General features: G+C 74.6%; 15 protein-coding genes and 2 pseudogenes. 8 read left to right on the top strand and 9 right to left on the bottom strand.

The genetic code is table 11. The features are described 5' to 3' along the window. Window positions 1-126: 126 nt before the first annotated feature. Window positions 127-2265: a prolyl oligopeptidase family serine peptidase gene (locus ACIQ8B_RS06850; RefSeq protein ID WP_403545800.1), complete on the bottom strand. Its 2139-nt coding sequence runs from the start codon at window positions 2263-2265 to the stop codon at window positions 127-129. Window positions 2266-2441: 176 nt separating this feature from the next. Here ACIQ8B_RS06850 and ACIQ8B_RS06845 point away from each other — a divergent pair, with 176 nt between their 5' ends. Together ACIQ8B_RS06845 and ACIQ8B_RS06840 are read left to right on the top strand one after the other, a co-directional pair. Continuing rightward, the gene (locus ACIQ8B_RS06845) at window positions 2442-2636 is read left to right on the top strand and encodes a hypothetical protein (RefSeq protein WP_106412612.1); all 195 of its coding nucleotides are present in this window, start codon (window positions 2442-2444) and stop codon (window positions 2634-2636) included. An 88-nt stretch (window positions 2637-2724) separates the two neighbouring features. Continuing rightward, on the top strand, window positions 2725-4164 hold the full coding sequence (locus tag ACIQ8B_RS06840; RefSeq protein WP_403545797.1) for an amidase: 1440 nt from the start codon (window positions 2725-2727) through the stop codon (window positions 4162-4164). Window positions 4165-4180: 16 nt separating this feature from the next. On the opposite strand, the gene ACIQ8B_RS06835 is transcribed toward ACIQ8B_RS06840, so the two are convergent. Together ACIQ8B_RS06835 and ACIQ8B_RS06830 are read right to left on the bottom strand one after the other, a co-directional pair. After that, on the bottom strand, window positions 4181-6058 hold the full coding sequence (locus ACIQ8B_RS06835; RefSeq protein ID WP_403545795.1) for a hypothetical protein: 1878 nt from the start codon (window positions 6056-6058) through the stop codon (window positions 4181-4183). A gap of 37 nt (window positions 6059-6095) precedes the next feature. Next, window positions 6096-6260, bottom strand: a complete 165-nt coding sequence (locus ACIQ8B_RS06830; RefSeq protein ID WP_403545793.1) for a DUF397 domain-containing protein — start codon at window positions 6258-6260, stop codon at window positions 6096-6098. 74 nt (window positions 6261-6334) lie between these two features. Here ACIQ8B_RS06830 and ACIQ8B_RS06825 point away from each other — a divergent pair. From ACIQ8B_RS06825 to ACIQ8B_RS06810, 4 genes and pseudogenes are all read left to right on the top strand, one after another. Further along, window positions 6335-6758: pseudogene (locus ACIQ8B_RS06825) on the top strand (ATP-binding protein). A gap of 110 nt (window positions 6759-6868) precedes the next feature. Continuing rightward, window positions 6869-7735 (top strand): N-acetyl-1-D-myo-inositol-2-amino-2-deoxy-alpha-D-glucopyranoside deacetylase, encoded by an 867-nt coding sequence (gene mshB / locus ACIQ8B_RS06820; protein WP_403545791.1) that lies wholly within the window; start codon window positions 6869-6871, stop codon window positions 7733-7735. Beyond that, entirely contained in the window at window positions 7732-8145 is a 414-nt protein-coding gene (locus tag ACIQ8B_RS06815) for a DUF6113 family protein (RefSeq protein WP_290011416.1), read from the top strand. The genes mshB and ACIQ8B_RS06815 overlap by 4 nt, the downstream gene beginning before the upstream one ends. Window positions 8146-8339: 194 nt before the next feature. Beyond that, entirely contained in the window at window positions 8340-10574 is a 2235-nt protein-coding gene (locus ACIQ8B_RS06810; RefSeq protein WP_403545789.1) for a hypothetical protein, read from the top strand. 67 nt (window positions 10575-10641) lie between these two features. Here the strand turns inward: ACIQ8B_RS06810 and ACIQ8B_RS06805 are convergent, their stop codons facing one another. The 4 genes and pseudogenes from ACIQ8B_RS06805 to ACIQ8B_RS06790 all read right to left on the bottom strand — a co-directional run bounded on the left by ACIQ8B_RS06805 (window position 10642) and on the right by ACIQ8B_RS06790 (window position 14885). Further along, the gene (locus ACIQ8B_RS06805) at window positions 10642-12228 is read right to left on the bottom strand and encodes an MFS transporter (RefSeq protein WP_403545787.1); all 1587 of its coding nucleotides are present in this window, start codon (window positions 12226-12228) and stop codon (window positions 10642-10644) included. Window positions 12229-12343: 115 nt separating this feature from the next. After that, a complete protein-coding gene (locus ACIQ8B_RS06800; RefSeq protein WP_290011413.1) occupies window positions 12344-12817 on the bottom strand; it encodes a MarR family winged helix-turn-helix transcriptional regulator in 474 nt (157 codons plus the stop codon). 78 nt (window positions 12818-12895) lie between these two features. Beyond that, a pseudogene (locus ACIQ8B_RS06795) lies at window positions 12896-13758 on the bottom strand (transglutaminase-like domain-containing protein). A gap of 17 nt (window positions 13759-13775) precedes the next feature. Further along, window positions 13776-14885 (bottom strand): GNAT family N-acetyltransferase, encoded by a 1110-nt coding sequence (locus ACIQ8B_RS06790; RefSeq protein WP_403545785.1) that lies wholly within the window; start codon window positions 14883-14885, stop codon window positions 13776-13778. Window positions 14886-15025: 140 nt separating this feature from the next. Here ACIQ8B_RS06790 and fdxA point away from each other — a divergent pair, with 140 nt between their 5' ends. Then, window positions 15026-15343 (top strand): ferredoxin, encoded by a 318-nt coding sequence (gene fdxA / locus ACIQ8B_RS06785; protein ID WP_004926152.1) that lies wholly within the window; start codon window positions 15026-15028, stop codon window positions 15341-15343. Between the two features lie 104 nt (window positions 15344-15447). Further along, complete coding sequence (locus ACIQ8B_RS06780) at window positions 15448-16545, top strand: bifunctional succinyldiaminopimelate transaminase/glutamate-prephenate aminotransferase (RefSeq protein ID WP_290011409.1); 1098 nt, start codon at window positions 15448-15450, stop codon at window positions 16543-16545. A gap of 287 nt (window positions 16546-16832) precedes the next feature. Here ACIQ8B_RS06780 and ACIQ8B_RS06775 read toward each other — a convergent pair whose 3' ends face one another. After that, window positions 16833-17171 carry an ATP-binding protein gene (locus tag ACIQ8B_RS06775; protein WP_106412601.1) on the bottom strand — a complete coding sequence of 113 codons (339 nt, stop codon included), beginning with the start codon at window positions 17169-17171 and terminating at the stop codon, window positions 16833-16835. Window positions 17172-17388: 217 nt separating this feature from the next. Then, window positions 17389-18375, bottom strand: a complete 987-nt coding sequence (locus ACIQ8B_RS06770; protein WP_403545782.1) for a heavy metal transporter — start codon at window positions 18373-18375, stop codon at window positions 17389-17391. Window positions 18376-18384: the final 9 nt, after the last annotated feature.

Here is an 18384-nt window from a genome sequence, read left to right as displayed (position 1 = left end):
GCGGAGCGGGTGACGGGCCGGGGTGACATGGCGCACCCCGGCCCGCTCACGGCACCCGCACGGCCGTACACCGACCAGTCTCCCCGGTCCGTGTGGCGGCGCCGTTTCCGTGGGGTTGCCCCGGTGTCAACGCGTGGCGGGTGCGTCCGGGAGGGACAGGGCCCGCTTGAGGAAGCCGAGCTGGAGACGGAGCAGGTTCTCGGCGACCTCCTCCTGCGGCGTCATGTGCGTGACGCCGGACAGCGGCAGCACCTCGTGCGGGCGGCCGGCCGCCAGCAGGGCGGAGGACAGCCGCAGCGAGTGGGCGACGACCACGTTGTCGTCCGCCAGCCCGTGGATGATCATCATGGGCCGGTGCGGCTCCGCCGCGTCGACCAGGCCGGCGTCGTCGACCAGCGAGTTGCGGCGGTAGAGCTCCGGCCGCTCGTCCGGGTGCCCCACGTAGCGCTCCTGGTAGTGGGTGTCGTACAGGCGCAGGTCGGTGACCGGGGCGCCCACCACGGCCGCGTGGAACACGTCGGGGCGGCGCAGCGCCGCGAGGGCCGCCAGGTAGCCGCCGAAGGACCAGCCGCGGATCGCGACCCGGTCCAGGTCGAGCGGGAAGTCCCCGGCCAGCGCCCGGAGCGCGTCGACCTGGTCCTGGAGGACGACGGCCGCGATGTCGTCCTTGACGGACTTCTCCCAGGCGGGGGAGCGGCCGGGGGTGCCGCGCCCGTCGGCGACGATCACGGCGAAGCCCTGGTCGGCGAACCACTGCGAGGCCAGGTACGGGTTGTGGGCGGCCACCACCCGCTGGCCGTGCGGACCACCGTAGGGGTCCATGAGCACCGGCAGAAGGGTGTCACCGGCGTAGTCCCGAGGCATAAGCACGGCGCACGGAATACGGCGTGCGCCCCCCTGCGTCAGCGTCACCCGAGGGGACAAACCCGGGTCTTCGGCGTACGAGGGGACAGTCGCCGTCTGTTTCCCGTCACGGAGCACCCGCACGCGCGAACCTGGCCGATCCAGGGTCGCCGAGACGAGCACCGTGACCCCTCCGGAGCGCACCGCGGTGTGCACGCCGGGCTCCTCCGAGACCCGCTCCACGCCCAGTTCGTTCACCCGGTGGACGTGCACCTCGCCGATCTCCGGATCGGCCGCCTCCGCGCCCGCCGACGCCGAGACCAGCACGTCGTCGTCCGAGACGTCGAGGACCGCACGGATGTGCAACTGCGGTCCGGTGAGCGGCCGTTCCCCCACGACGAGGCGCCGGGCGCCCCCTTCGTCGGCGATCCGGACGAGCTGTCCCGAAGGGCTCCAGCACGGCACGCCGGGGAAAAGTTCCAGCCAATCCGGGTCTTCGTCGGCGTGCACCATCCGGGTCGCCCCGGTGTCCGGGTCGACGGCCAGGATCAGGTGCGCCCGCTGGTCGCGCGCCTGGACGAGCAACAGCGGGGCACCCGCCGCTGACCAGTGCACTCGCGCCAGATACGGGTAGCGCGCCCGGTCCCAGGAGACCTCCGTGCGCGCCCCCGCGAGGTCCACGACGAACAGCCGTACGTCCGCGTTCGGGGTGCCGGCCGCCGGGTAGCGGACGTGACGCGGCTCACGTTCCGGGTGGGCGGGGTCGGAGATCCACCACCGTCGCACCGGCGTGTCGTCCACCCGCGCCACCAGCAGCCGGTCCGACTCCGGGGCCCACCAGAAGCCGCGCGAACGGTGCATCTCCTCGGCCGCGACGAACTCGGCCAATCCGTACGTGACGTCCTCCGTTTCGGGGGTGGTGAGCGCGCGGTCGTCCGCCCCCTCCGCCGAGACCACCCGCAGCGCGCCCTGGGCGACGTACGCGACGTGCCGCCCGTCGGGTGACGGACGGGGGTCGATCACCGGCCCGGGAGTGGGCAGTTCACGCGCCGTGCCGGCCCTCAGCTCCGCCGTGAAAAGCCGCCCTGACAAGGCGAAAGCCGCCAACTCGACGGCCGCGTCGGTGGCGTAGCCGACGATGCCGGCGCCTCCCTCACGGCTGCGTTCGCGCCGCGCGCGCTCCTCGGCGGAGAGCTGCTCGGAGGCGCCGTTCAGCAGGGCGCGCGGGTCGGCGGCCACACGCTCCCCGCCCTCGTCCGTGTCGAGCACCCACAGGGCGTTGGCCCGGTCCGAACCGGAACCTGAGCGGAGGAACACGACACGTGAGCCGTCGGGCGCCACGCTGAACGAACGCGGCGCGCCGAGCGTGAAGCGGAGGGTGCGGGCGTGCCGCCGGGGGAAGGAGTCCGTCTCGGTCGTCATGCCCTGACCATATTGGCCATGCGCCCCCTTGTGCGGCTGTGCGCCGATCGATGCGCACGTACGGATAGTTATGATCGTTAGCGCATAGTGGGTATGAACCTGCTGCCCGCTGTGTGAACGTACTACCCCCATATTCCTGTCCCCCGCGCCCCTGGGATCCTTGGAGGTGAGCCGCCGTGGCACTCTCGATTTCGGCGGTGGTGCTGCTGGCGATCATCGTCTTCCTGCTGATCAAGAAGTCGGGACTGAAGGCAGGGCACGCGATCGTGTGCATGCTGCTCGGCTTCTACCTGGCCTCGTCGACGATCGCGCCCACGATCAACGAAGTCACCTCCAACATCGCGGGGATGATCGGCAGCCTCAGCTTCTGAGCGCGGCCGCCGCCGGCCTCTCGCGTGTTACCCGTCGGTAAGCAATGATGGGCGAGCCATCATTCACGCACGCAGGGCGGAGCCGACGGTGACGACTTCCGAGGAACAGAGCCAGGGACGCGGCGAGGCGCGGACCAGGGTCCACGTCTTCCGTGACGACGCCCTGCGCGACCTGGACGCGGTCGGTCTCGCCGCGGCGATCCGCCGGGGCGAGGTGAGCGCCGCCGAGGCCGCACGGGACGCGGCGGCCCGGGTCCGGGACGCCGACGCCCGGCTCGACGCTGTCCAGGTGCACCTCGACATCCCCGCCCGCACCCCGGCCGGCGGCGGCGCGTTCGCCGGGGTGCCGACCCTCGTGAAGGACAACACCGACTTCGCGGGTCTGCCCACGGGCCACGGCAGCGCCGCGTTCGTGCCCCGTCCGGCCCGCCGGCACGCCGCGTTCACCCGCCAGCTGCTGAGCACCGGCGTCACGGTGCTCGGCAAGACGCGGCTGCCCGAGTTCGGCTTCAGCCCCACCACGGAGTTCGAGGAGGGCCCGCCGGTCCGCAATCCCTGGAACACCGGCCACTCGGCGGGCGGTTCCTCCGGCGGCAGCGCGGCCCTGGTCGCCGCGGGCGCCGTACCGGTCGCGCACGCCAACGACGGCGGCGGCTCCATCCGCATCCCGGCCGCCGCCTGCGGACTCGTCGGCCTGAAGCCGACCCGCGGCCGGACCGTGCCGAACGCGCAAGGCCGTCAGCTCCCCATCGACATCGTGGTGGACGGCATCGTGAGCCGCACGGTCCGGGACAGCGCGGCGTTCCTCGCGGCGGCCGAACTGCACCGCCGCAACCCGAGACTGCCCGCTGTCGGGCTGGTCGAGGGCCCGGCGGACCGCCGGCTGCGGATCGGTCTGCTGGTGGACTCCCCGAACGGCGCCCGCACCGACGAGGACACCCGCGCGGCCGTCACCGGGACGGCCCGGCGGCTGGAGGGGCTGGGCCACACGGTGACCCCGGTGGAGCTGGCCATCGACCCGCACTTCACCGAGGACTTCCTCACCTACTGGGGCATGCTGTCGTTCCTCATCGGCACCACGGGCCGGACCCTGGGCGCGGACTTCGACCGCCACCGCATGGACGGCCTCAGCCGCGGTCTGCGCGCGACCTACGTCGCCAACTGGCGGCGTACGCCGGGGGTGTTGCGGCGGCTGAAGCGGACGCGGGAGGCGTACGCGGCGGCGTTCCGGGGCCTGGACGTCATCCTGTCCCCCGTCCTCGCCCGCACCACCCCGCCGCTGGGCCACCTCAGCCCGTCCGTCCCGTACGCCACCCTGATCGAACGCATCCTCGCCTACGTGGCGTTCACCCCGGTCAACAACGTCGTCGGCACCCCGTCGATCTCCCTCCCGGCCACGCACACGACCCCGGACGGCCTGCCCGTCGGCGTCATGTTCTCGGGCCGCCCGGGTGCGGAACGGACGCTCCTGGAGCTGGCGTTCGAGCTGGAGGCGGACCGGCCGTTCCCGAGCCTCAAGGACGCCTGAGGGCGGGTTCCCTCCGTCAGAGGAGGAGCAGGACCGCCGCGCCCCAGAGGACCGTCAGGACCACCAGGGGAGGGCCGACGGGCATGCCCTGCTGGTCCGAGGTGGCCTCGGCATCCGGGCGGAGGTCCGGTCGGTGCAGGAGGGCCCGCACCTCGTCGGCGACGCGCTCCGCGCCCGGCTCGCGGCCCATGCGGCGCTCCAGCCACGCCCAGCCGGCGGGGGAGAGATCCACCGAGGAGTCCTTGGCCCGGCCGACGCGGATGCCGTCCTCGTGGTGCCGCACGGACGTGATCACCTCCCACGGCACCCGCCGCACGCGCCACGCCCCGGTCACCCACAGCCCGTCACGGTCGGCGGTGATCCGCCAGGTGAGTGCCGTCGCCACGGACGTCACCAGCCACGGCAGGGCCGGCGCCAGCCACAGCCAGCTCCACGACGGCCCGTCGTCGAGCGCGGCCCAGACGCCACCGCCCTGCACCAGCAGCAGACCGAGGCCGATCGCACGCGAGAAGCCGTGCGCCCGCCACACCCGCGGGCCCGCCGTGGGAGTCATGCGGGCGGCGATCTCGTCGGCCGACCGACGCGGGGGCGTGCGCTCATGGGGCTGCGGCCCGCGCGTCCGCCACCCCGGCACGGCCGGTTTCACCGCGGTGACACTGCATTCCACGGCCACCTCGGGGTCGTCCTCGTCGTCGCGCGCGACGAAGGCGACTTCGGCGCCGGCGTAGGGGGCGCCGTACAGGACGGCCTCCCGCAGCGGAGGAGTGGGACCGCCGCCCCGGAGGATCTCCGCGATCTTGCGCAGGTCGGCGTCGTCGCCTGATGCGAGGTCGTCCTCGTCGAGATCCTCCTCGTCGAAGCCCTCCTCGTCGTCCTCGAAGGCGTACAGCGAGTGGAAGCACAGGACGGGCCGGCGGCCCTCCGTGTCGTCGGCCGCGAACACATAGGTGCGGCCGTCCTCCTCGTCCTCGCGCACCAGCACGTGCAGCACGGGCAGCGGCCCGCGCCGCAGCCGTCGCGCGGCCAGGTGCCCGGTCACGCCGTTCGCGAGGAACGCCAGCCCCGCCACCGAGCCGCCCAGCACCAGCAGTTCCCAGCCGAACACGTCGTACGGCTCCGCGACCAGCACCGCCCCGTCGCCGTCCGTGACGAGGTCGACGCGGGTGCCCACCGGGAAGTCCTCGGGGAAAGCCGTCTCGATGCGACGGGTACGCCCCTCGACCGTCACGGTGAGAACGCCGTCGTCCTCGTCCACGGCCGTGACCTCCCCGGTCACATGAGCGGCGTCCGCGGCGCGCTGCTCGTATGCCTCGGCGACGCCGCGGGCCTGCCAGACGCCGAACCCGGCGACCGCCAGGAACACGGCTGCCAGTACGAAGGAGAGACGGCCCCGGCGGAACGTCCGCGCGGCCTCCGGCAGCGGCCGGGTGACCGGCCCCGCCGCCTCCGTCGCCAGTGCCCGCTGTCGTCCGGCCAGCGTCAGCCGGTGGACCAGCCCGGCCACGGCGAACGCGGTCGCGAGCAGGTAGGCAAGCGCGGACGGCCGGGCGAACGCCGTGAGGCCCGCGTCGACGGGGAGCGCCGCCAAGGTGACCGCGAGCCCCGCGACGGCGAGACGCGGCTGCCGCCACACCCAGTACAGGGCCAGCACCATGACGACGGCCACCGCGAGCCCCGGCCAGTCGCTGCCGCACGGCTCCGCGGACGTGCAGGGGGGCACGGGACCCGTCACCACTTCCCACACCATCGAGACGACCAACGCCAGGAACGCCCACAGCGGGTGGGCCCACCGGCCCGGCACGGCAGCGAGCCAGCGCGTGACGTCGGGGGTCCGCCAGTCGGCGGCACCGGGAGGTATGTGTTCGGCGGGCAACGGCACAGGGTGTCTGGACACCCGCGCATTATGACCGGACCTGGGGGTCCGTCCCCGTTCAGCCCTTACGCGCGTACGGCACGAAGTCGGCCCAGGCGGCCGGGGCGAAGCTGAGGCGAGGGCCGTCGGCGTTCTGGGAGTCGCGGACGTGGACGGTGGCGGGGTTGGTGGCGATCTCGGCCGATGGGCGGTCACTCCGCGCAGCGTCGTGATCACCCCTCACGGTACGGCCGTTCGGCCACGCTGCGTCACGTGAATCAGAAAATCGTTCCCCCGGGGATCCGCCCCGAAGGCCAGGTGCGTCACGTCGGCCTGCTGCTGTCGTCCACCCCGCGCGGTGCGCGTCTCGCCCGTCTGCTTGCCGTGGCACGCTCAGGAGCTGGGAGATCCCGCATGAGGCGGCCGGCCGGGTCGTCGCCGAACTCGCCGCCGACGCAGCCACCCACGGCCGCGTCCCGGGCCGCGGCTTCCGGCTGGCGCTCCACGCGACCGGGGCCACGCTCCATGTCGAGGTCACCGGCACACGGGGCGATCGGCGCCCGGTGCCGCGCGAGCCGGACGGCGCCGCGGAGTGCGGACGCGGACCGCTGCTGGTGGACGCGCTCGCCGACCGCCGGGAGTCGCCGAGGGCCGACATCCGCGCAAGACGGTGTGGGCGGGGATCGGCCTCACGCCGCCACCGGAACCCGACTCCTCGCGCTCCGGTGACGTCGGCGGCTGAAGGAACCGAGAAGGCGATCGACGCCGCCGCCGTCGACGCCCCCCGGGTCCGCACCCTGCGCGGCCGGACGGGTCCGGCACGAGCGTCCCGCGCCAAATAGGGTGGGACCCATGACGGAACTGCCCGAGCGGCGTCTGATGCTGGTGCACGCGCATCCGGACGACGAGTCGATCAACAACGGCGCGACCATGGCGCGCTACGCGGCCGAGGGGGCCCACGTGACGCTGGTCACCTGCACCCTCGGTGAGCGCGGCGAGGTCATCCCGCCCGAGCTGCGGCACCTCGGCGGCGCAGCCCTCGGCGGACACCGGCTCGGCGAGCTGCGGGAGGCGATGGCGGCGCTCGGCGTCACGGACTTCCGGCTGCTCGGCGGGGCCGGGCGGTACTGCGACTCCGGGATGATGGGCCTGCCCGACAACGACGATCCCGCCTGCTTCTGGCGGGCCGACGTCGACCAGGCCGCCGGGCTGCTCGCCGAGGTGATCCTCGAAGTACGGCCGCAGGTACTGGTCACGTACGACGACAACGGCGGCTACGGGCACCCCGACCACATCCAGGCCCATCGCGTCGCCATGCGCGCCGTCGAGCTGGCCGCCGAGGGCGGATGGGACGTGCCCAAGGTCTACTGGAACCGCGTACCGCGCTCCGTGGCCGAGGAGGCCTTCGCCCGACTGGAGCGCGACCTGCCCGCCCTGCCCTTCGACACGTCCGCCTCGGTGCGGGACGTCCCCGGCGTGGTGGACGACGAACGGATCACGACCGCCGTCGACGGCACCGCGTACGCCGGCGCGAAGGCCGCCGCGATGCGCGCCCACGCCACCCAGATCACCGTCGCCGACCAGCCGTACTTCGTGCTGTCCAACGAGCTCGCGCAGCCGCTGTTCACCACCGAGTACTACGAACTGGTGCGCGGCGAGCGGCCCGCGGACCGGGAGGGCGACCTGTTCGCCGGCGTCGGCACGGAGGAGGCGTCGTGAGCGGCGACCGCGTGCCCGCGTTGGCGCGGCCGCTGCGTCCGCCCTCCCCGGGACGCGCAGCGGTCCTGCTCGGACTGCTGGTGCTCGGCGCCGTGGTCGGCGTCGCCGGGGCGCTGGTCCAGCCCGCGTGGTTCCCCGGCGGGCTGCTGCTCGCCCTGGCCGGCGAGGCCGGACTGGTGCTCGGGGCGGCACGGGTGACCCGCAGCCGGTCGGGCGGGGTGGCCGTCGCCGCCGGCTGGATGATCACCGTCATCCTGCTGACGGCCAGCCGTCCGGAAGGCGACTTCCTGTTCGCCGCGGGAAGCGGCTCCTACCTCTTCCTGCTCGGCGGCATGGCCGTGGCTGTGATCTGCGCCACCATCGGACCCGGGAGGCAACCGGACGGGGACCCCGCCCGACTTCGCAAGTGACGTACCACTTCGCCGTGCCAAGGGCGTGATGGTCCGGTGTGGGTTTCCCCGGCGGTACTGGGATACCGGCCGGATATGGCCAGTAAGGTGGTGCGCGCCGCCGAGCCTCCTTCGCACCCTCGGCCTCGCCCGAGCTGGGAGGACCCCCACCGTGAGGTCGTGACGGGCGGCGGAGCCAACCGGGAGAACCTGCCTTGAGTCGTGAAACTGACACCCCGTCCTCCGGGCCCGACGGGCGCGGCGGAGCCGCCTACCCGTCGGGCACCCCGCCCTACGGGATCCCGGCGATTCCGGACGAGGGCACGGACGCGGGCCGTCCGGCCGCGCGGCCGGAGGACCGCAAGACCGAGACCACGCTGACGACCCGGATCCGGATCAACATCCCCGGATCGCGGCCCATTCCGCCGGTCGTCGTGCGCAAACCCGTCACGGACGCGGAGAGCAAGAAGGGCGCCGCCGCCGAGGCCGCCGCCGAGCCCGCTCCCGCCGCACCGCCCGCCGGCCCGGTCGAGCCGCCCGCGCGGCCCGAGGCGGCCGAGAAGCCCGCCGCCGGGGAGAAGCCGGCCAGCGACTGGTTCGCGCCCCGCAAGTCGCCCGCCGCCAAGCCCGGTCAGGCCGGCGGTGCGGCCAACGGCGCTGCCGCGCCCGGCACTTCCGGCGTGCCCTCCGGCGCCGCTCCCGGGGCGCCCTCCGGTGCGCCGTCGGGCGGCCCGTCGGGCGCCGCGCCGGGTGCGCCCAAGGCCCCGAACGGCGCGCGTCCCGCCGCCGGACGGCCCGGCGGCGTGGTCGGCTCCATGGGCGCGCCGGGCGGACCCCGCCCCGGCGGTCCGCAGGCGCCCGGCCCCACCGGCCCCACCGGCGTGACCGGCGCGACCGGCGGACCCGTGGCCCCCGGGCACGGCGGCGGCACCGGCTCCTTCGACGTGACCGAGGCGCTGGCAGGCGCTCCCGGCGGCAACCGCGCCGACCGCGGCGGCGAACCGCGCCGCGACGACCTGCCGTACGCCGCGGACGACGCCAAGGGCGGTCCCCAGCGCGGCCCTGGCGGCCCCGGCGGCCCTGGCGGCCCGGGCGGTCCCGCCGCCCGTCCGGGCGGCGGCGTGCCCGGCCCCGGGCGTCCCGGGGGCCCGAAGGCGCCCTCCGGTCCCACCGGCGGCCCCGTCACCGGCGACGGCCCGATGGCCCCGCCCGCCGGCGGCACGCCCTTCACGGAGGAGCGCACCGGCTCCCACGCGGTCCCCGGCGGCGGACTGAGCGACGACACCGCGATCCTCACCCCGCAGAAGCTCGCCGCGCCCGGCGACCCCGGCTACCCGCGCCACGACAACGTCTCCGGGAACACCGTGACCAGCGGCATCCCCGTGGTCCCGCCCAGCGCCTCCTTCGACGCGCCCGGCACGGGCCCGGACGCCCCCGGTCCGCACACCCCGCCCAAGCTGCCCGAGCCGGTCGCCCCGCCCCCGGCGAGCTCCTCCAAGGCGCCGAAGAAGGGCCGCAGCAAGCTCGTCCTGCTCGCCACCGGCGTCGTCCTCGTCGCCGGCGTCGCCTACGGCGCGGGCCTGCTGATGAACCGTTCCGACGTGCCCAAGGGCACCACGGTGCTCGGCGTCGAGATCGGCGGCGGCACCCGCGACGAGGCCGTGAAGAAGCTGGACGGCGCGCTCGACGGCCGGCTGGACAAGCCGCTGAAGCTGTCGGTCGACGGCAGGACCGTCGAACTCCAGCCGGACAACGCCGGTCTGCAGGTCGACATCGACGCCACCGTCGGCAAGGCCGCCACCAGCGACTACAACCCGGTCAACGTGATCGGCTCGCTGTTCGGCCAGTCGCGCGTGGTCGAGCCGGAGATCCCGGTCGACCACGAGAAGCTGCAGGCCGCCCTGGAGGACGCCGCCGGAGGGGCCGGCACGGTCAAGGAGGGCTCGATCACCTTCGAGTCCGGCAAGGCCGTCCCGGTGTACCCGCAGGCGGGCAAGGGCGTCGACGTCGCCAGGGCCGCCGACGTGGTCGCCGAGGCGTACCGCACGCAGGTGGAGACGGGCACCGCCGCCGCGGTGAACGTCCCGACGACGGCCCAGCAGCCGAAGGTCACCAAGGCCGAGGTCGACCGGATGATGAAGGAGTTCGCCGAGCCCGCGATGTCGGACCGGGTCACCGTGCAGACCGACCCGGCGCACTCGGTGCCGATGAGCCCCGAGAAGTCGCTGTGGAAGTTCCTGCGCGTCGAGGCGGTCAACGGCAAGCTCGTCGAGAAGCCCGACCTGAAGGCCCTGGAGGAGCTGTACGGCCAGGCCTTCGACGGGGTGCTCATCACCCGGGGCAACGGCGAGAAGACCCCCGTCACCCCGCAGGACGTCTACGGCGCCCTGCGCCAGGCGCTGGTCAGCACGACCGACCGCACGGCCGTCATCGAGACGGACCCGAGCTGACGCGACGGACGACGACAGCGGCGCCGCACGGAGACTCCGTGCGGCGCCGCTGTCGTGCGTGCGGGGCTCAGTGCGCGGCGACGGGCACCGGGGCCTCGGCGGCGGCCTCCTCGGGGGAGCGGCGGCGGATGCCGGCCACGGCGACCGCGGCGCCGATCAGGCACAGGACGCCGGTGACGGTGACCGCGGCGTGCATGCCGTTGACGAACGCCTGCGCGCTGCCCTCGACGACCGCGGCCCGCAGCCCCTCGGGCATGCCGGGGGAGACCGGGGCGATGCCCATCGCCACAGCGTCCTCCGCCCCCTCCAGGCCGTGCGCCACGGCGGACGGCACGCCCGCCCCGGTCAGCTCGCCGTACAGCGAGGAGCCGGCCTTGCCGGCGATCACCGTGACCAGCACCGACGTGCCCAGCGCGCCGCCGATCTGCAGCATCGTGGACTGCAGCCCGGACGCCACCCCGCCGTCCCGGACCGGAGCGTTGCCGATGATCGCGGCGGCGGTCGCGGGCAGCACGATGCCGACGCCCAGGCCCAGCGCGATGTACGGCGGCCACATGGTGGCGTAGGAGGAGTCGGTGGACCAGGTGAGCATGCCGAACATGGCGGCGGCCGACAGCACCAGGCCCAGCGGGATGGTGGCCCGCGGGCCGAAGCGCGCGGTGAGCTGCGAGCCGAGCGGTGAGGCCACCAGCGAGGCGAGCGACATCGGCAGCGTGCTGATGCCGGCCTCGACGGGCGTGTAGCCGCGGACGTTCTGCAGGTACAGCATGATGAAGAAGATCCCGCCGAGCATCACGAAGAAGTTCAGCGCGGTCATCACGGACCCGGTGGTCAGCGACCGGTTCCGGAACAGGCGCATCGGCAGCAGCGGGTGCTCCTGCCGGGTCTCGTACCAGCCGAAGAGGACCAGCAGGACGACGCCGGCGGCGACCGAGCCGAGGGTGCCGCCGGAGGCCCAGCCCCAGGTCTCGCCCTTCACGATGCCGAACACCAGGGCGAGCAGTCCGGCGGCGAGCACGACGACGCCGACCACGTCGAAGCGCTGCTCCCCGCCGGCGTTCCTCGACTCCCGCAGCACGGCCGCGCTGAACAGCAGGGCCACGATCCCGATGGGGACGTTCAGGTAGAACACCCAGGTCCAGTCGACGTGCTCGACGAGCAGACCGCCCAGGATCGGGCCCAGCGAGGTGGACACGGCGGACACCATGCCCCAGATGCCCACCGCGAGCCCGAACTTCCGGGGCGGGAACACCGCGCGCAGGATGCCCAGCGTGTTGGGCATGAGGATGCCGCCGCACAGGCCCTGGAGCACGCGGAAGGCGATGACGCCCTCGACGCCGCCGGCCAGGCCGATGCCGACCGACGCGACGACGAAGCCGATGACGCCGACGAGGTAGTACCGGCGGCGGCCGAACCGGTCGCCGAGCTTGCCGCCGAGGATCATCGAGGCGGCGAGCGCGAGCAGGTAGGAGTTGGTGACCCACTGCAGTTCGGCGGTGTCGGCGCCGAGGTCCTTGCCGATCGCCGGGTTGGCGATGGCGACGACGGAGCCGTCGAGCTGCACCATGAGCAGGCCGAACGACACGGCGATGAGGGCGAGCCAGGGATCGCCCCGGCGCGCGGTGGAGCGATCCACGGACGTGGACGACGACATGGGGAAGCCGTTTCTTTCTCGAAAGGGGGGAGCGACATGCGCGCGGAACGGCGCCCGGGGCGTCGCCGCGCGGGGCGACGCGTGTGACGGAGGAAGCGCCCGGGGAGGGCGCGGGTCAGCGGGTCGCCGCGTGAAGGTGGCCGGCGAGGGCCTTGAGGGCGCCGAGCGCCGAACCGAGCGCGTCCAGCTCGCCGTCGGTGACCGAGCGCAGGCCCTCGCCGAGCAGACGCTCCTCGAGGGCGCGCACCTCGGCGATCCGGCGGCGCGAGACGGCGGTGAGGTGGAGGTGGGCGATCCGCTTGTCCGCGGGGTCCTGGCGGCGCTCCAGCTCGCCCCGCTCGATGAGCTGGGAGACGAGCGCGCTGACGTTGTTGGGCTTCATCAGCAGCGCCGAGGCGGCCTCGCCGACCGTGGCGCCCTCGTGCCGCGCGACGTGACGCAGCAGCGCCAGCTGTCCCTCCGGCGGCTTCGGATGCGGGTACTCGCCCGCGACCCGCCGGTCCAGTGCCCGGTGCAGCGCGGGCAGGCACGCCGCAAGCTCGGCGGCCAGGCGCGCGACGCGCTCCTCGGAGGCACGGGTGGGGGACATGTACGTGAGGATAGGTATCCAGGCATACCTATGTCAAAGGCGGGCGGCACCGCGCCGCCGGGAGCGGCCGGGCCGGCGTCAGTTGAGCAGGGCCCGGGCGGCCAGCGCCTCCCCCCGGATGCGGTCCGCCGCCCCTGGGTCGACCGCCGCGACGACGTCCGCGTACGCCTCCAGTTCGGCCGCGCCCGCCGTGAACTCGCCGCGCTGCACGAGGAGCTGGGCGCGTTCGTAGCGCAGGCGGGCGGGGCGGGAGGGGAGGAGCAGGGAGAGGTCCAGGGCCCACAGGCCGACGTCGGTGCGCTCGGGGCGGGTCGCCGCCCAGGCCCGGACGTTGTTCAGGACGCGCGCGACCACCTCCAGCGTCCCCGCCGGGGCCGGCACGAACGGCTCCAGCGGGCCTCCGGTGGCCCCGGCGGCCAGCAGCTCCGCGTCCGGTCCGGTCAGCACCCGGCCCCCGTCGAACGGGTCGGCCAGCACCTGCCCGGCGCCCGCCCCGTGCGGGTCGCCGAAGCCCACGACGAAGTGCCCGGGCAGCGCCACGCCGTACACCGGCGCGCCCGCCCGGCGGGCCACCTCGATCCACACCACCGACAGCAGGATCGGCAGCCCGCGCCGCCTCCGCAGCACCGCGTGCAGCAGCGAGGACTCCAGCCGCCGGTAGTCGTCCGGCAGGCCGTGGAAGCCGTACCGCTCGCCCAGCAGGTCCCGCAGCGCACCGCCCACGCGTGCGGCGAGCCCGGCCGGTGCGGCAGCTCGCCCGCCAGCCGGTCCAGCTCGATCTCCACCGCGTCCATGCCCGCCTCGTCGAGCGTGCCGTCGCCCTCCGCCGCCACCAGGAGGCACAGCACGGACAGACCGGGCCGCTCGCAGCGGGCCTCCTCGGCGAAGCGCCGGCGCAGTTCGGCGGAGCGCCCGGGCGGTGGGGGCCAGGGGGAGCGCATACCCGGTTCGTGCCCGCTCACAGCGGCCCGTCACCCGCCCGAGCCGACGAATTCTGAGCGGAGCCCTCCCGCGGGTCCGGCGAGTCCGGTGCGGGCCCCTCCGGCGCGCGGTGGTGGTGGTACGCGTGGTGCGGGGCGAAGCCCAGGCGGTCGTACAGCGCCCGCGCGCCCTCGTTGTCCGCCTCGACCTGCAGCCAGGCCGCCGAGGCGCCCTCCTCCAGGGCTCGGGCGGCCAGCGCCGCCATCACGGCCGTGGCCAGCCCGTGCCGCCGCCGCGCCGGATCCACCTCGACCGCCGCGAACCCGGCCCACCGGCCGTCCACGACACACCGCCCGATCGCGGCGGGCGCCTCGGCGCCCGGCTCACCCGGCACGGTCGCGAACCACACCGACGGCTCACCCGGGGACGGCTCGCCAGGGGGACCCCCGCCCAGCACCCGCAGGGCCACCTCGCTCACGCCCTTGCGCCGGTACCGCGCCAGCCACGCCTCGTCCGCCCGCCGGGACAGCAGCACACCGGAGGCCGTCCCGGCGCCCGCATCGGCGACCGGGGCCAGCCCGCCCGTCCACAGCTCGGCGGTCACCTCGCGGACCCACCCGCGCCGCTCCAGCTCCGCGCACAGCAGCTCCTGCGTGTCCTTCGCGCCGGTCGCGGTCTGGACGTACGCGGGCAGCCCCCGGGCCGCGTACCAGCGGCGCACGGCCGTCAGCGCGTCGTCGAGCGGCAGGCCCGGGTCGCCCAGCGGCAGCACGGAGTTGGCCCGGCGGGTGAAACCGGCGGCCGCCCGCAGCTCCCAGTCGCCGAGCCGCTCGCTCTCCACCGGCCGCCAGCCCCGCGCGGCCACCCGCGCCAGCTCCGCGTAGGAGGCCGCCGGGCCACGCCGACGCGCCGGGGCGGCCGGCACGACCTTGCCCGCTACCAGTGCGGACTCGGCGACGCGGACACTTTCCCCGCTCTTCCTTGTGATCTGCAACACACCGTTGTCCCATGATGTGAGAACGCCGACCGTGTCGCTGAACTTCCCACCCGAGGGGCCATGTTCGATCAAGCTCCTCACGGAGACCCGTTTCCCCACGTCAGCAGCGGTGACACGGACCTCGAGGCGCCCGGCGGCTGAGATTTCCACAGGTCAGTTCACCCCTCCTGTTCGGATCATGCTCCGGAACGGAGATACTAGGGGCGGGCATCGACGACGCCGCGCTCCCGCGCGCCAGGCGGCGGAGCCTGAGGAGGCCCGCCAGCGCCCTATCGAGGAGGAACGACAGCGTGACCTACGTCATCGCGCAGCCTTGTGTCGACGTCAAGGACAAGGCGTGCATCGAGGAGTGCCCGGTCGACTGCATCTACGAGGGCCAGCGGTCCTTGTACATCCACCCGGACGAATGCGTCGACTGCGGCGCCTGTGAACCGGTCTGCCCGGTCGAGGCCATCTTCTACGAGGACGACACTCCGGAGGAGTGGAAGGACTACTACAAGGCGAACGTCGAGTTCTTCGACGAGCTCGGCTCCCCCGGCGGCGCCAGCAAGCTCGGTCTGATCGAGCGGGACCACCCGTTCATCGCCGCGCTGCCGCCGCAGGCGTAACCGTCCCGCGGCGGCCCCGCACCGACGCGTCGCCCTGGTCCCGTACGGCCCGCCCGCCGTACGGGACCGAGGCGTTCGCCGAACCAGAAAGTGAGCCCCCACCCGTGTCCGCAGTCTCCGACCGGCTGCCCGCCTTCCCCTGGGACAAGCTGGAGCCGTACAAGAAGACGGCCGCGGCGCACCCCGACGGCATCGTCGACCTCTCGGTCGGCACGCCCGTCGACCCGGTGCCCGAGCACATCCAGAAGGCGCTGACCGCCGCGGCGGACTCGCCGGGCTATCCCACGGTGTGGGGCACCCCGGAACTGCGGGACGCGATCACCCGCTGGGTGGAACACCGGCTCGGCGCCCGCGAGGTGACCCACCGGCACGTCCTGCCGGTCGTCGGCTCCAAGGAACTCGTCGCCTGGCTCCCCACCCAGCTCGGACTCGGCCCCGGTGACCAGGTCGCCCACCCGCGCCTGGCCTACCCGACGTACGAGGTCGGCGCCCGCCTGGCGCGCGCCGAGCACGTGGCGTACGACGACCCGACCGAGCTGGACCCGGCGCGGCTGAAGCTGCTGTGGCTCAACTCGCCGTCCAACCCGACCGGCCGGGTGCTCCCCAAGGAGGAGCTGACCCGGATCGTCGCCTGGGCCCGCGCGCACGGGATCCTCGTCCTGTCCGACGAGTGCTACATCGAGCTGGGCTGGGAGGCCGACCCGGTCTCGGTGCTGCACCCGGACGTCAACGGCGGTTCCCACGACGGCATCGTCGCCGTCCACTCCCTGTCCAAGCGGTCCAACCTGGCCGGCTACCGCGCCGCGTTCCTGGCCGGCGACCCGGCCGTGCTCGGCCCGCTGCTCCAGATCCGCAAGCACGGCGGGATGATGGCCCCGGCCCCCACCCAGGCGGCCGTGGTGGCGGCCCTCGGCGACGACGAGCACGTCCGCGTCCAGCGCGAGCGGTACGCGGCCCGCCGCACCGCCCTGCGCGACGCGCTGCTCGCCCACGGCTTCCGCATCGAGCACAGCGAGGCCAGCCTGTACCTGTGGGCCACGCGCGACGAGTCCTGCTGGGACACCGTCGCCCACCTCGCCGACCGAGGCGTCCTGGTCGCCCCCGGCGACTTCTACGGCCCCGCAGGCGACCGCTTCGTCCGCGTCGCCCTGACCGCGACGGACGAACGGGTCCAGGCCGCGGTGAGCCGCCTGACCGCCTGACACCGGCACGCCGGACTCGCCACCGGGCCGGCGGCCCGCCGCGGCGAACGCGGCCGACCGCCGCCGGGAGGCGAGGGCGGACAACCGGCGGCCCGGAAGGAACGGGCCGGCGCGGCCGACCGGTCGCAGCGGGCCGGCTCCGCCAAGCTCCCGCGGCCTCCCCACGCCGTCACGCCGTCCCGGCGCCGGGACGGCGCGACGACTGCGGCAGGACGTGCCGAAGAGGCCCGGGGGGAGAGGTCCCGGGCCTCTTCGTCTCGCTGCTCAGGTCGTCTTCGGCGAGGCGGTCAGCCGAGAGGCAGGCCCTTGACCGGCAGGTTCTTCGTGGGGCCGCTCTTGCCGAGGGAGTCGGTCGGCAGCTCCTTCACCACCGGCACGGCCTTCTTCACGGTCGTGCCCGCCGCCGGGGCCACCTCGGTGGCGTCGGGGGTGGTCTTGCCGACGCCCCGCGTCACGTTGTCCACGGTCTTGCCGGGCGCACCGTCCAGGGCGCTCAGCCCGAGGTTCGGGGCGGACGGCAGCGCCGGCGCCGCGCTCGCGGAACCGGCCGCGCCGACCCCGGCGGCCGCTCCCGCAGCGACGAGCAGCGCGGCACGGGCGATCCGACGGGTCAGGGGGAGGGACATGGTGCTCCTTCGACGGCAGACAACGGTGGGATCCGGCCGCCCGGGACGACCCACTGGCGGTCGGCCGTCCGTGACCGGGCCCGGACGCACTGATTACCGCCCGACCGCCGGGAAGGTTGCGCGCGTGTCCGGCAAAGAGTCGGCAATGCGGCGCAATGTCGGTCCCGTGCAACGCCTCCGGGTGACCTCCCGCACGCCTGCGCGGGAACGCCCCGGGCTACCGCCCGGTGGTGATCCGGACCGCGTCCGCTTCCGTGTCGGAGTCCGCGGACCCCTTGCCGTCCAGCGGCCGCCACTGGCTGCCGGTGTGCCCGGCTACCCACTCCCGGCCCGCGTAGGACACACTCCGTATGTGCAGCTCGGAGGCGTTGGCCACGGCCCAGTGGGCCAGCTGCCAGCCTCGCGCCGCGGCGTCCCGCCGGTCGCCGGAGACGGTGGTGACCGGCAGCGTCACGGTGCCCCCGCCGGATTCCGCTTCCGGGCTGGGCGCGTCCGGCGAGGAGGACCGCACCTTGGCGTCGTCCACCTCGGCGCCCGCCGGCTCCAGCACGTCGCGCCCGAAGTCCCGGGCCAGCGCGGCCCGTACCGCGTCCGCGCCCTTCGCCCGGGTCGCCGCGGGGCGGCCGTCGCAGGTCAGCGTCGCGCCCGAGCGGCCGGTGAGAGCGGCGGCCAGCAGCGCCGCGTCCGGCTCGTGCTTGGCGTACGCCTGCGGGAAACCGCTGCGCTGCACCTTCTGCGCGGCCACGGTCAGCGGCAGCCGCGTGTAGCCGGGCACCTCCTCCAGGTGCTCGTAGAACTTCTCCGCCGCGTACGCCGGGTCCATGATCTGCCGCGGCGTGCCCCAGCCCTGCGAGGGACGCTGCTGGAACAGGCCCAGCGAGTCACGGTCGCCGTAGTCGATGTTGCGCAGCGCCGACTCCTGCAGGGCGGTCGCCAGCGCGATCGTCACGGCCCGCTCGGGCAGGTCGCGCGCGGTGCCCACGGCGGTGATCGTCGCCGCGTTCACCGCCTGCTCGGGCGTGAACTCGTACGTCGCCCCGTCGCCCTCGCCGGACACGACCTCGCAGCCCGGGCCGCCCGTGCCTCCGGTGACGTACTGCACCACGAGGTAACCGGCGACCGCCGACAGCACCGCGAAGGCCGCGCCGCAGCGGAGCAGACGGCCACGGCGCTTGCGCTTGAGAGGGGGAGACTGCTCTGGCACGCGTACAAG

The organism is Streptomyces sp. NPDC096105, from assembly GCF_044763335.1.
Classification (GTDB): Bacteria; Actinomycetota; Actinomycetes; order Streptomycetales; family Streptomycetaceae; genus Streptomyces.
This window is presented reverse-complemented; position numbering and strand designations above follow the sequence as displayed.